This window comes from Ruegeria sp. AL7 (assembly GCF_056536105.1).
Window position 1 is genome coordinate 2689372 of record NZ_JBQFJF010000001.1, and the last position, 13043, is coordinate 2702414.

General features: G+C 59.7%; 14 protein-coding genes. 6 read left to right on the forward strand and 8 right to left on the reverse strand.

The genetic code is table 11. The features are described from left to right. Nucleotides 1-3 precede the first annotated feature (3 nt). Nucleotides 4-333, reverse strand: coding sequence for a hypothetical protein (locus ACR3E2_RS13495; protein WP_480484551.1), 330 nt, complete (start codon nt 331-333; stop codon nt 4-6). Nucleotides 334-521: 188 nt separating this feature from the next. Between ACR3E2_RS13495 and betB the strand changes: the two genes are divergently transcribed. Both betB and ACR3E2_RS13505 read left to right on the forward strand, forming a co-directional pair. Continuing rightward, nucleotides 522-1976, forward strand: a complete 1455-nt coding sequence (gene betB, locus ACR3E2_RS13500; protein WP_480484552.1) for a betaine-aldehyde dehydrogenase — start codon at nt 522-524, stop codon at nt 1974-1976. Nucleotides 1977-2095: 119 nt separating this feature from the next. Next, complete coding sequence (locus ACR3E2_RS13505) at nt 2096-3463, forward strand: MmgE/PrpD family protein (protein WP_480484553.1); 1368 nt, start codon at nt 2096-2098, stop codon at nt 3461-3463. Between the two features lie 58 nt (nt 3464-3521). Here the strand turns inward: ACR3E2_RS13505 and ACR3E2_RS13510 are convergent, their stop codons facing one another. Genes ACR3E2_RS13510 through ACR3E2_RS13530 form a run of 5 tightly spaced genes read right to left on the reverse strand, consistent with a single transcriptional unit; the run spans nt 3522 to nt 8153 of the window. After that, nucleotides 3522-5669, reverse strand: a complete 2148-nt coding sequence (locus ACR3E2_RS13510; protein ID WP_480484554.1) for a hypothetical protein — start codon at nt 5667-5669, stop codon at nt 3522-3524. After that, nucleotides 5666-6535: a flagellar motor stator protein MotA gene (motA, locus tag ACR3E2_RS13515; RefSeq protein WP_480484555.1), complete on the reverse strand. Its 870-nt coding sequence runs from the start codon at nt 6533-6535 to the stop codon at nt 5666-5668. Before motA ends, ACR3E2_RS13510 begins: the two co-directional genes overlap by 4 nt. A 47-nt stretch (nt 6536-6582) precedes the next feature. After that, on the reverse strand, nt 6583-7167 hold the full coding sequence (locus ACR3E2_RS13520) for a MotE family protein (protein ID WP_480484556.1): 585 nt from the start codon (nt 7165-7167) through the stop codon (nt 6583-6585). Continuing rightward, nucleotides 7164-7646, reverse strand: coding sequence for a hypothetical protein (locus tag ACR3E2_RS13525; protein WP_480484557.1), 483 nt, complete (start codon nt 7644-7646; stop codon nt 7164-7166). Before ACR3E2_RS13525 ends, ACR3E2_RS13520 begins: the two co-directional genes overlap by 4 nt. A gap of 9 nt (nt 7647-7655) precedes the next feature. After that, nucleotides 7656-8153 carry a flagellar basal body-associated FliL family protein gene (locus ACR3E2_RS13530; protein WP_480484558.1) on the reverse strand — a complete coding sequence of 166 codons (498 nt, stop codon included), beginning with the start codon at nt 8151-8153 and terminating at the stop codon, nt 7656-7658. Nucleotides 8154-8271: 118 nt separating this feature from the next. On the opposite strand from ACR3E2_RS13530, the gene fliF reads away from it, so the two are divergent. Genes fliF through fliP form a run of 4 tightly spaced genes read left to right on the forward strand, consistent with a single transcriptional unit; the run spans nt 8272 to nt 11462 of the window. Then, nucleotides 8272-9855: a flagellar basal-body MS-ring/collar protein FliF gene (gene fliF / locus ACR3E2_RS13535; RefSeq protein ID WP_480484559.1), complete on the forward strand. Its 1584-nt coding sequence runs from the start codon at nt 8272-8274 to the stop codon at nt 9853-9855. Continuing rightward, nucleotides 9855-10451 (forward strand): FliH/SctL family protein, encoded by a 597-nt coding sequence (locus ACR3E2_RS13540; protein WP_480484560.1) that lies wholly within the window; start codon nt 9855-9857, stop codon nt 10449-10451. The genes fliF and ACR3E2_RS13540 overlap by 1 nt, the downstream gene beginning before the upstream one ends. Next, a complete protein-coding gene (locus ACR3E2_RS13545) occupies nt 10444-10731 on the forward strand; it encodes a FliM/FliN family flagellar motor switch protein (RefSeq protein ID WP_480484561.1) in 288 nt (95 codons plus the stop codon). Before ACR3E2_RS13540 ends, ACR3E2_RS13545 begins: the two co-directional genes overlap by 8 nt. Further along, nucleotides 10731-11462, forward strand: coding sequence for a flagellar type III secretion system pore protein FliP (gene fliP / locus ACR3E2_RS13550; protein ID WP_480484562.1), 732 nt, complete (start codon nt 10731-10733; stop codon nt 11460-11462). The genes ACR3E2_RS13545 and fliP overlap by 1 nt, the downstream gene beginning before the upstream one ends. Before the next feature lie 102 nt (nt 11463-11564). Here the strand turns inward: fliP and ACR3E2_RS13555 are convergent, their stop codons facing one another. Next, a complete protein-coding gene (locus ACR3E2_RS13555) occupies nt 11565-12164 on the reverse strand; it encodes an MlaC/ttg2D family ABC transporter substrate-binding protein (RefSeq protein WP_480484563.1) in 600 nt (199 codons plus the stop codon). Then, nucleotides 12154-12924 (reverse strand): MlaA family lipoprotein, encoded by a 771-nt coding sequence (locus ACR3E2_RS13560; protein ID WP_480484606.1) that lies wholly within the window; start codon nt 12922-12924, stop codon nt 12154-12156. The genes ACR3E2_RS13555 and ACR3E2_RS13560 overlap by 11 nt, the downstream gene beginning before the upstream one ends. Between the last annotated feature and the right edge of the window lie 119 nt (nt 12925-13043).

A 13043-nucleotide genomic window follows, 5' to 3' on the forward strand; every position in this document is an offset into this window, starting at 1 on the left:
GGGTTATCTGTTGTGATCGATCCAGCGGGACATCATTTTCTTGTCCCGAAAACACTCGGACGGGATCGGGCGGCGCTTGCTGCGTGAGATCCGTTCGGCGAACGCCACCTGCTTGCCCGTCGGGTAATTGTCGAACTGCGAGGTGTCGCGCGGTTTGTGGGCGGAAATCCAGTCGGACAACAACCGCCTGTCGCGCTGCGCCTCGACCGGAATCTCAAGCGCTGATTTCTCGGCAATGGCGCGCGCATATCGCATCTGCCGGTCTGTTACCGGAAGCAGGTGGTAGTCATTGTTTGGCCCGTTCAGGGCGGCGTGGCGCATGTGCTGGGTCATCGGTTTGTCCTCTGACTATGTGGAACATATATAGAACATTAACCAAAGAATTTCAAGACTTGTGCGCGGTGGCAGGCGTGACCTTGCCGCTTGGATGATTTTATTGACTGGCCAGTCAATAACCATTAGGGCCGATTCAAAATGACCAAATGCCCCGCCCGGACGGGGTCGAGCGAAAAGGACACGGTATGAAGTTTCAGCCCAAGGCCAGCCATTTCATCGACGGCGCCTATGTCGAGGATACCGATGGCGCGGCCATTGACGTGATCTACCCCGCTACCGGCGAGGTGATTGCCCGTCTGCATTCGGCGACACCGGCGATTGTGGAAAAGGCTTTGAACAGCGCGAAAACGGCTCAGGCAGCCTGGGCCGCACTGACTGGAACGGAACGCGGCCGCATTCTGCGCCGCGCGGCCGACATCATGCGCGACCACAATTATGACCTGTCGGTTCTGGAAACCCATGACACCGGCAAACCGATTCAGGAAACTACGGTGGCAGACGCCACATCGGGTGCGGACGCGCTGGAGTATTTCGGCGGGTTGGCCGCCTCTCTGACCGGCGAGCATATTCCGCTGGGCGGTGGCGATTTCGTCTACACCATCCGTCAGGCGCTGGGCGTTTGCGTCGGCATCGGGGCGTGGAACTATCCCACGCAGATTGCCTGCTGGAAAGGTGCCCCGGCGCTGGCCTGCGGCAACACGATGGTCTTCAAGCCCTCGGAAACGACGCCTCTTTCGGCGTTGAAAGTGGCCGAGATTCTGGTCGAGGCCGGCGCACCCAAAGGTGTCTACAACGTGATTCAGGGCTATGGCGACGTGGGGGCCGCGCTGGTCACCGATCCGCGTGTGGCCAAGGTCTCGCTGACCGGATCGGTGCCGACAGGCCGCAAGGTTTATGCCGCGGCGGCTGACGGTATGAAGCACGTGACCATGGAACTGGGCGGCAAATCTCCGATGATCGTCTTTGACGATGCCGACATCGAAAACGCGGTGTCCGGCGCGATCCTTGGCAACTTCTATTCATCGGGCCAGGTCTGTTCCAACGGCACCCGCGTCTTTGTGCAAAAAGGGATCAAGGATGCCTTCCTGAAACGCCTGTCCGAACGTCTGGCCAACGCCAAAATCGGCGATCCGATGGACGAGAACGTCAGCTTTGGTCCGATGGTCAGCGAAAACCAGTTGAACATCGCGCTGAGCTACGTCGACAAAGCCAGGGCCGAGGGCGCAAGGCTGGTCTTTGGCGGCAACCGGATCGAAGGCGGCGGTTTCTACATGCAGCCGACCGTTTTTGCTGATGTGACCGATGACATGACCATCGCGCGCGAGGAAATCTTTGGCCCCGTCATGTCGGTGCTGGATTTCGACACGGAATCCGAGGTCATGGCCCGTGCCAATGACACCGAATTTGGTCTGGCCGCAGGCGTCTTCACCAATGACCTGACCCGCGCGCACCGTGTTGTGGCCGGGTTCGAGGCGGGAACCTGTTATATCAACACCTATAACCTTGCCCCGGTCGAAGCCCCGTTTGGGGGATCGAAGATGTCGGGTGTCGGACGTGAGAACTCGAAGCTGGCGATCAACCATTTTTCGGAAATGAAAACAGTCTACGTTTCCATGAATGACGTCGAAGCCCCTTACTAGGGTCTTTTCTTCGTTCGTTTTCCTCTGTTCCCGACATTTGGCGTCGGGAACAGAGTACAAGCCCGCCCTTACCTGTGGCTGACTTTCCTGTACCGGCCCCGCCCGACAGGAGAGCTCTCATGACGCATAACCCGCAGACAAATACATTTTCCAGGGTTGCCGATTTCACGCTGACCCGCGCGGCCTCGGACATGCCTGAAAGCGCACTAGAGGCTGCGGCGCTGATGATGCTCGACACGATGGGGATCCTGATCGCATCCGGCCCGATGCAGGCAGGCGTGATCGCGCGGGACACGGCGGCATTGCTTTATGCCAGTACCGATCCTGCATATGGCGCACGGATGTTGTTCGATGGCCGCACCGTCAGCATGGCGGGTGCTGCCTATGCTGCCGCCACGCAAACCGACAATCTGGACGGTCACGACGGATATAACCCCACCAAGGGCCATATCGGGGTGGTCGTGTTGCCAGCGCTGGCCGCACTGGCCGAACATTGCCCGAATCTGACCGGACCCGAGGCTTTGGCGGCGGTCGTTGCCGGGTACGAGGTGGCCGGGCGCGCGGGCCTGTCGCTGCACGCAAGTGTCAGCGATTACCACACATCCGGTGCCTGGAACGCGCTTGGCGTGGTTGCGATGGCGGCGCGCCTGCGCGGATTTTCTGTCGACCAGATGCGGCAGGCGATGGGAATTGCCGAATATCACGGTCCACGCAGCCAGATGATGCGCGAGATTGCCAACCCCACAATGCTGCATGACGGGTCGGGTTGGGGCGCGATGGTGGGGCTGTCCGCCGCTGTTCTGGCCGAACGCGGCTTTACCGGCGCGCCCGCCATCACAATCGAGGCGGAAGAGGTCACACCCTACTGGGAGGATCTGGGAACCTTTTGGCAGGTCGAACATCAATACGTGAAACCCTATCCGATCTGTCGCTGGGCCCATGCCGCGATTGATGGCGTGCGCGCTGTCATGATCGCGCATGACCTGACCAGCACGCAGATCGAAACTTTGCATATCAGCAGCTTTCATCAGGCGGCCTGCCTTTTTGCGGGACTGCCCGAAACAACTTCGCAAGCGCAGTATTCCCTGCCATTTGCCGTGGCAGTTCAGGCCGTTTACGGGCGCATCGGCGTTGAACAAATCTCAGGGTCTGGCCTGTCTGATCCTGCGGTCGCCAATCTGATGTCCCGCATCACGGTCGCGGAAAGCGAACACCACAGCGTCCGGTTTCCCGAAGGGCGCTGGGCAGACGTCACGATCACGGCAACGGATGGCCGTGTTCTGAAATCCGGGGATATTCATGCCCGCGGCGGCCCCGAGGCCCCCATGTCACGGGACGATGTCATCGCCAAGTATACGCAGTTTGCGGCCCCCGTGCTTGGACAAGATCGTGCCGACCGCATCCGTCAAGTGATACTTAGTTGGCCGGACAAAAGCGCGCGGTATGCAGACCTGACACCGCTGATTTTTGATCCACCAGAACCGTGAACCGCGCCCCGTCCCGCCTGCAACGATCCGGGCAACTGGACCGGTTGGCTGGGAAACCTCACTCCACCCTGACCGTGTTCAGCATTTCGACGATCCTCTGCCGCGTTGCCAGACTGTCCTCCAGCAGGCTTCCCGCATCCGCCAACGGCTTGCCTGACACGCGAACCGGCGTGGCCAAAAGGGCCTCGGAGGTTTGGTTGAGGCTTGCGTACTTTCCGTCAGAGGGCCCAATCCTTTCCTCCGGTAACCCGGCCAGCCATAGGTATCGGTTTGCTTCTTCCTGTTGCCCGCGGTTCTGCATGAGTTCGGCCACCGCCGCATAGTCCTGCACCTTGTCCAACGCCTGCGCCTGCAGGACGAGCGCCTCGTCCGAGGTATCATTGGCCAGCTCAAGCATGGCCTGTTGCGGGCGGTCCGACAACAACGCCGCACGGGCGCGCAGACGGGCACGCTCTGACCGCCGGGCCTGATCTTCAGGCCTGTTTGCCAGCGCAACGGCCTGATCGGCAAAGCCAAGCACGGCCAGGCGTTCGGCCAGTGTAATCACGGTATCCGTGGATAGCGCCGCCGCCCGACCCGACTGCTGCACCAATGAGACCTGACGCAAAAAGGTAAGGTCGTCTGAGCGTTCTGCCAGCAGTTGCAGGTGACGGTTGAAAGCGCTGTTGCTGTCCGAACCGTCTGGCAAAGACTGGATCACATCGAATGCGCTGTCGAAATCCTGGCTCAGACCCAGGGCAATCGCATGGGTGCGGTTCATCATCGGGCCCAGTTCAGATCGCCGGAACTCGATCGCGTAAGACGCGGCCAGTTCAAGTTCCCTTGAAGACACAGTCTTGCGGTCGGACCACCGCTTTTCCACCAGCCGCGCCAAAGCCAAAGGCGCTTCGCTCTTGGCCCCGGCCGAGGTCGCGACTTCGGTCAACAGCGCCTCTTCAAGGGCGCTGTCGCCTTCGGCTTCGGCGACGCCAGCACGGGCCAGCGTGGTGTTCGGGGACGGCTTCTGTTCAACCCGGTCGACCGAACGCATGATTCTTCGCGCGGCCTCCAGTTCCTGCGCGTCTGTCAGGATATCCGAAAGTCGCGCGCCAAGGTGGCGGCGAAGATGCTCTGGCAGCTTTGCAAAGCTGTGTTCGATGGCTTCAAGATGTGCATCAGGTGCCAGCTTTCCCTCAGATAGCACGGCCCAAAGTGCGACGTCGCTGTTGCACCGTTGCTGGCCCCTGAATGGATTTGAAACCTGTGCTGGCCGCTCATCCACCAGCCGTGCAATCCCTTCAACACGTCCAGCCTCATCAGGTGGGGGGGGCAATAACTGCAAAACCTTCAGCGCCTCGGCCCCAAAGCCGTTATAGGCATAGAGCTTTGCCAGCTTCAGCGCGCTTTCCGCGTCAAGACGGTCGAACTCTTTGTATAGGGCGGTGCGCAAGGCGGACACCTGCTCTGGAAACGGGCGCGTCCCGGACCATGTCGTGAACCCGAGTTCAGCCGTTGAGATACAAACCGGGTTGTTATCGATCTGCTGCAAACCAGAGTTCAGAATGTCCTGCAGATCATCCAGAACCGAGGTCACGCGGATGTTCGATGTCAATCCGGGTAACAGCGTCACGGACTCGGACGAGGCAGAACGGCGCGGTCCGACAGGTGCCAAATTCAGGTCCAGCAGCTCACGATCCGCCCCTTGCACCAGACGGGTCGACAACTGATCCCTGATCCCGTGCGTCTTCCCGGTCAGAAGCGGCAGGTCCAGCTGGGAAAGAAGCTTGTGTTCCGCGGGAGAAGCTTTCGGCGCTGCCGGTTTTTTTCGGGTCGGCGGAGGGATTTCCGCAAGCAAGGGCGGCAGAGCTATTGCTGGTGCAATGTCCAAAACGATCATCGAGTTTCGAAACAGGAACGCCGACGCCGTGCAGTCGCACCCGAATTCCAGCTCAAGCGCACTACCGGGTTGCGCCTGCGACAGCGCGGCCAGCCGATCTGATGTCAACCGCCCGAACACCGAACCCGCCCGAAATGTGACATCCTTCAGGTCAATTGCCAGCTTGGCGCCGTTCTTGCGTTGGCTCAGAACCCAGCCCGTATCCGGTGGAACGGTGAAAACCAGCCGGGTGTAGCCGTCATGTTCACCGGACCGCACAGTCACCTCTTCAGAGGTTGCGGCCGTTGCAAGTGTGATCAATGCTGCAACCAGTATCGCGGTTTGCCTCATGCCGCGGCCCGTTTGAGCTCTTTCAACGCATCCTCAAGCTCAGAGAAATCAGGGCGGTTATGCGTTGGTGTGTTCTGGCGTCCGACCTCAATGCACATAGCAGCATTGTGGTTGTGCAAGTTTGCAACCAAAACTTCCTTGATCAACTGATAGAAGTGGTTGTCTTCCTCGACAACGGATTTCAGCTTGGCCGCAAAGGGACCAACCAGACCGTAGGCCAGAAAGACACCCAGAAACGTACCCACAAGGGCGCCGCCGATCAGTTTTCCCAGAACTTCCGGTGGCTGATCAATGGACCCCATTGTCTTGATTACCCCCAGAACGGCGGCGACAATTCCAAGCGCGGGCAGGCCGTCGGCCACGGTTTGCAAGGCGTGGCTCGAATGCAGGGCATGGTGGAAATTCGCTTCCATCCGTTTCTCAAGAACCTCTTCGACCTGATGCGGATCGTCGTAATTCATCGCCGCGGACCGCATCGTGTCGCAAATCAGATCAACCGCTTCCTTGTCGGCCTGAATTCTGGGGTAGGACGAAAACAGGTCCGAGCTGCCGGGGTCTTCGATATGCTGTTCCACCTCTACCGGATTGGCGCGGGCAATGCGGATGAGGGAAAACAGCAGGCACAACAGGTCGCGGTAATCCTCGGGCTTCCATTTCGGGCCTTTAAAGACCTTCCCCATGTCCTTGATCGTGTGTTTCACGCCGCCGATGTCGTTGCTGATCAAAAAGGCACCAACCGCGGCACCACCGATCATCATCATCTCAAACGGAAGCGACTTTAGAATGATGGTCATCTTGCCGCCAGCGGCCAGATAGCCGCCGAAGACCATCACGAAAATGACGACAATTCCAACTATTCCAATCATCTGAGATCTCCGGCTATGTGTGTTGCAACTGCGGGGAACACGGGCGACTATTCCTGAGGGGCCGAGGCGTTTCGGCCCGCCATGACAACGCTGATCGTATAGGCCGCTTCGGGGCTGAGCCCCGCCAGAACCCCGGCTGCCGCATCCGGTGACATGCGTGACAGAAACCCGGCGGCAAAGGTCGGGTCCATGGTTTCGAACAGCGCAGCCGCGTCTTTCGGCTTCATGTTCTGATAGACATCGGTCAGGCGCGTCAGGTCGTTTTCCGCCGCCCTGTCCGCCAGCGCCAGAGTGGTGCGCAACGACTCCTCGGCCTCCTCAAGCGCGGCCATGCGCATCTCGATAGCCTGACCCGCGATTTCCAGAGCGTTTTCCCGCTCGCGCAGCATGTCTTCCTTTTGTTTGACACGCTCTTCCCGGCGCAAAAGCTCTGTCAGCAAAACCTGCATGTCACGGGTGTCGGACGGGACGGGTTCATCGTGTTCCGCCTCAGGTTTGGCTGGTTTGGCAAAGGCGGGTCCGGCTTCCAGCCCGATGCGGATAGCGGCCGAGCCGATCATCAGCAATGAGATCACGGCAAGCACCCCTCCGCGGGGCCGCGCGTTGGGAGTGTTGATCCGCGGGCGGCTCATGCCTGCGCCTCGCCTTGCTTGCGGTCATGCCGGAAGAACATCAGCCCCTCAGGTGCGCGTGCCTGTTCTTGGGGCGCAGCGGCTTCGCTGGCCTGCGGCTCGGGTTTGCCTTCGTGCTTCACGCTCTCCGGAACTTCGGTGATGGTGCTTGTCGCTGAAATCTCTGCCTCGGGTTGGGGATCAGCGTCTTTTTCGGGCACGACGTCGTGCATTGACGCCATCATGAGTTCCAGCCGCTGTGCCACCGTTTCGGCGCGCCCCGTCAGCGCCTTAAGCTGGTCGCCTGACTGATCAGAGGCGTTTCGCGCATCATCCAGTGATTTCCGCAGCTCTTCCGCTTGGGTTGACAACACCGCTACCGCGCCGCCGACGCCCTTTTCAAGATCGGCAAAACGCTTGAGACGGCGCGACAGCACAAAACAATACAGACCCGCACCCATGGCGCCGGCGACCAGCAAAATATCCGCAATCAGCTCCAATTTCGCCTCCTAGTTCAGAACAAATTCCATCACCAGCACGTCGCGCACGCGACCTTCGCCAACGACAATCTCGATGCGGCGTAGCAGGTGGCCCCGGATGCGCATCAACGCCAGTGAATCCTCAAGATCCATTAATTCGACGGCCCGCAGATACCCGTTCAGGACATCCATGATTCGCGGTCGCATTTTTTCCACGTCAGTCATGTACGGGGCGTTAACCTCAAGCTGTGCGTGAAACTTCAGATGCCGCGCGCCGCCGGAATTCACCGAAACGATCACCGGCGGCAAATCGAGAAAGGCAACACCCGCCAATGCCTTGGCCGGTTCTTCCTTTTCCAAGTCATGGCTTTCCGCCTTCTCGGCCTTGTTCCCCAGCGGCAGCAGCCCGGACGAGGTCAGGAAATACCCACCGGCGGCACCGGCGATGGCCAGAATCACCCCGACGATCATTCCTTTTTTCCCCTTCTTTTCCGGGGTTTCCGCCTGTTCAGCCGTTGCGTCGGTCATGACGTCCTCATTCCTGTGATCTGTCCTGTCATAACCTCGCAGGGACTAACCGATTGTTAAGGGCAATCGTCCAAACAGAGGATGCGCCGGGCAGAATGTCGGCGAGTCGGAGGTGAGCGTGCAGCAGATCGGAACTGTCTGGGCAAGTTTGGACAGGCGTAAACAAATCGTCGTTGCCGGTGCGGTTGTGCTGGTGTTTCTCGGGATCCTCGGAATGTCGCGCCTTGCGACAGCGCCGTCGATGACCCTGCTTTACGCGGGTCTGGAAAGCGGGGCCGCCGGGGATATCGTGCGCGCGCTGGACCAGCGTGGCGTGGCCTACGAGATTCGGGGCGGATCAATTTACGTCTCGGGCGCACAGCGGGACGAGCTGCGGATGACTTTGGCCAGTGAAGGTCTGCCGGCCAACGGCAACAAGGGCTATGAACTGCTGGATTCGCTAAACGGCTTCGGCACCACATCCCAAATGTTCGATGCTGCCTACTGGCGCGCGAAAGAGGGGGAACTGGCGCGCACAATCGTGGGCAGCCCGCATGTCAGCCAGGCCCGCGTTCATATTGCCAACGGCTCTGCCAATCCGTTTCAGCGCAGCGTCGCACCGACGGCTTCGGTTTATCTGGTGCCCTCGGGGGGCGATATCACTAGCGATCAGGCCAAGGCCATCCGGTTTCTTGTCGCCTCTGCCGTTAGTGGTCTGTCGCCTGAAAGCGTGACAGTGATCGATTCGAACGGGTCCGTGATTGGTGGGCAGGACACCGCCGTGGCCGCCGACACGGCAGATGACAAGGCGCGGCAGCTGCGGGAACGGGTTCTGCGTCTGGTCGAAGCGCGAGTTGGCACGGGAAATACCGTGGTCGAGGTCAGCGTCGATACTGAAACCAGGACAGAATCCCTGCGTGAGCGGCGCTTTGACCCCAAAGGCAGGGTGGCGATCAGCACGGATGTCGAGGAACGCTCCGACAGCGCGCGCAACCAGTCAGCCGATGTCACGGTGGCCTCAAACCTGCCCGACGGCGATGGTGCGGGGGGGGACGAATCGAATTCGACCGCGACCCAGACACGTGAGCGGGTGAATTACGAGGTTTCCGAAACCGAGCTGGAAGTGCACACCGCCCCCGGTGCGATCAAACGCCTGACGGTTGCCGTTCTGGTCAACGGGACGCGGGCGCTGGATGCTTCGGGCGCTGAATCCTTCACGCCGCTGCCGCAAACAGAACTTGACGCACTTGAGGAGCTGGTGGCCTCGGCTGTGGGATTTGACGCCGCGCGCGGGGACGTCATCACGCTGAAATCATTGGATTTACCAGTGGTCACGCCGCAAGGCACGCTGGTTTCCTCGTCGCTTTGGCAAAACATCCATCTGGACGCCATGTCACTGATCCAGATGGCCGCGCTGGCGCTGGTGTCGCTGGTGCTGGCGTTGTTCGTGATCCGTCCGATCCTGATGAAACCTGCGATGGTCCCGGCGCTGTTGCCAGCTGCGGAGGGACGGGCACCGGCCCCGTCGGTCCTGACCGGTGAAATTGCAGCCGACGGAACGGCAGAGTTCACGCCGCTGCCCCAACAAGGGACCGTTCCCGCGCTTGGGGTCAGTGCCACCGGGGATCCGGTTGATCGGTTGCGCGCAATGATTGGCGACAAGCAGGAAGAAACGGTCGAGATCCTGCGCAGTTGGCTTGAAGAAGGTGAGGAGCGCGTGTGATGTCCATCGCACATCTGCTTGAGGATTTCACCACCCGGACCAGCGCCGGAGCCGTTCTGTATCTGGACGAGGAAACGCTTGAGGAACAACGCCTTGCCGCGTTCGAAAGCGGGTACGGCGCCGGTTGGGAGGATGCCGCGCAGGCGCAGGAACAGAACCGCGGCCGCGTTTCGGATGAACTGGCGGGTTCGCTCGAGGATATGTCCTTCACCTATCACGAGGCGCTTAACCGGATGACATTGTCTCTGGAACCGATGTTCGAAAGCCTGGTTCAGACCGTATTGCCTGACATGGTCGAACGCGGGCTGGCCGCCCGGATCGTCGAACAGCTTTGCGAGATGGCGCGCATGGAAATCGAACAACCGATGCAGATCATGGTGCCGGAAGGGTGCGCGCAAGCCGTTCAATCCCTGCTGCCGCAGACCTTGCACTCCGCACCGCGCGTCATCGAAGACCCTGGCCTGGCCCCCGGACAGGCGCGATTGCAGGTCGGCACAAGCCGGCGCGAGATTGATTGCGCGGCCCTGCTGTCCACCATTGCACAGGCATTTGACGCATACGTCTTTGAGGCAAGAAAGGCTTTGTCCAATGAATGACACCCAGTTCCCGAAAACCGAAAAACCCAATCCTTTCGAAACGGTTCCGATTGAAGTGACCGTTTCGGTTGGCCGCGCCCGCCCGTTGATCCGGGACTTGCTGAACATGGGTGAGAACGCGGTGCTGACCCTGGACAAGCGGATCGAGGACCCGGTCGACCTTTATGTCGGGGATCAGCTGGTGGCACGCGGGGTGCTTGAGGAGATGGAGGGCGATCAGGCTGGGCAACTGGCCGTGCGCCTGACCGAGATTGCGGATCTGCAAAACGGAATCGTCTGATGCGCTATGTGATCTGGCTGGGTCTGGCTGTAGTGGTGTCCCTGCCGTCGATGGCGGCGGCTCAGGATGTAACCCTGTCGCTGGGCGAAGGCGGTTCGATCTCGGCCCGCACCATCCAGCTGATCCTGTTGATCACGGTGCTCAGCGTTGCTCCGGGTCTGGCGATCATGATCACCTGTTTCCCGTTTCTCATCACCGTTCTGTCGATCCTGCGGCAGGGTGTCGGCCTGCAGCAATCGCCGCCGAATATGCTTTTGGTCAGTCTTGCGCTGTTTCTGACCTATTTCATCATGGACCCGGTGTTCACCGAGGCCTGGACCGCGGGAATACGCCCGATGATGGAAGAAACCATGGCGGTCGAGCCCGCGCTGGAACGCGCGTTAGAGCCGTTTCGCACCTTCATGGCGAACCGGCTGGATTCAGATACGTTTTATGCAATGGCGGCCCTGCGCCCCGGCGGTGACGCGGTCGAGCTGTCTGCCCAGGCCCCGTTATCGGTGTTGATGCCCTCTTTCATGCTGTCCGAGATCGCGCGTGCCTTTCAGATCGGGTTCCTGATCTTCCTGCCCTTTCTGATCATCGATCTTGTGGTTGCGGCGGTGCTTATGTCGATGGGCATGATGATGGTGCCACCTGCCATCGTGTCTTTGCCGTTCAAGCTGGCGTTTTTCGTAATCGCCGACGGGTGGGCTTTGATCGCAGGCGCGTTGGTTCGCAGCTACATGCCGTAAATCTGTCAGGCACGCGCATCATGAGAAAGGGTCAGGCAGACCCGACCCTCTTGAACTTCCAAAAACACGAGCTGTCCGGCACACTTTTGTGCCGGAAACGGCTTAACCCGTCTTTTTCAGATCCGTGATCAGTTGGTTCAGGTTGCCTTTGCGGGCATCCAGCATTGCGCCAATCTCGGTGCGTTCGGTCAGCAACAGATTCACGCCTTCGATGAACATGTTGTAGAACTTGTCGCGGCCGGATTTGTCGGAAACAAGGAACGTCACATCGAACGGGGCTGATCCGCGCAGCTTGACCATCGTGCGAACCTCGAACCCGGCCTTGATCCTGCGGGCATTGCGAACATCGACCTCACCGCCGATGAACTCGCGGAAACGGCGGCCGTATTTGCGCGAGATATAACCCTGAAATGCAGCGGTGAACTGTTTCAGCTGGGTCGGGCTGGCTGAGCGGGCATCCGCACCCAGCGCATAGCGCGCCATGATCGGCACGTCGGCATATTGAGCGAAGATCTTTTCGAAATCGCGCAGCATCGCTTTTTCGGACTTGCCCGACTCGATCACCCGGTTGATGTCGGTAACCACGCTGGTCACAAGCGCCTTGGCGGCGGCCTCGGTCTGGGAAAAGGCAGGTACGGGTAGCACTGCCAGCGCCAGCCCGGCTGCGATAAAATGACGGCGGTTCAACGCGTTATTCGGCATAGGGGTCCTCGTAGGGGTCAAGATAGGGGTCCCTGACCGGGTCCGTTCCGGTTTCGGCATAGGGGTCAGAATACAAGTCCAGATAGGCGTCTTCGTCATCTCTTGCCAGTTCGAAGCGGCGGTTTTGCAAATAGATCAGGCGGGCCTGCGCATAGCTGTCAGCACTTTCGTAAAGAATGGAATCGACAGTGTCCGAGAACCGGCCCCGATCTCCCATGCGCCGTACGATCTCGGCGTAGACGCCAAGGTTGTCGGTGGGGCGGGTCGGGCTGAAATTGATCGGGTTCGAGAACAGGTTGACCACAACCCCAATCGCATCCCTTTGGGTCGACGGGCCATAGAATGGCAGCTCGATATAAGCGCCTTCACCCACTCCCCAGACATGCAGGGTCTCACCGAAATCCGTGTCCACCGGTGGCAGGTTCAGCTCATCAGCGGGCGAAGACAGGCCAAAGCCACCAACGGTCATGTTGATCACAAAGCGCAGCAGGGCGTTGCCCATCTGTTTCGGGTTGCCCTGAAGCAGGTAGTCAACAGCCTGACCGGGCAGCGAGATGTTTTCGGCAAAAGTGCTGAAACTGGTGACCATCGGGTCAGGAACGATTTTGACATAGCCTTTCGAGGCCGGCCGGAACAGAAACCGGTCAACACCCAGATTGAACTTGTGAATTCCCCGGTTCGCATTTTCATACGGGTCAAACACGTCACTGCGCGAGGCACCCTCGGGCGGCGTGGTTGCACAGGCGGACACAACGGCCATGAGCGACAGTAAAACAAGGTGTTTCAGGCGAAATCTGCTCGACACGATCTTTGTCTCTCCTAAATGGCCCGGCATATGCGCCTGCCGGACATTCAATCAATAATCCACCAAAATCCACG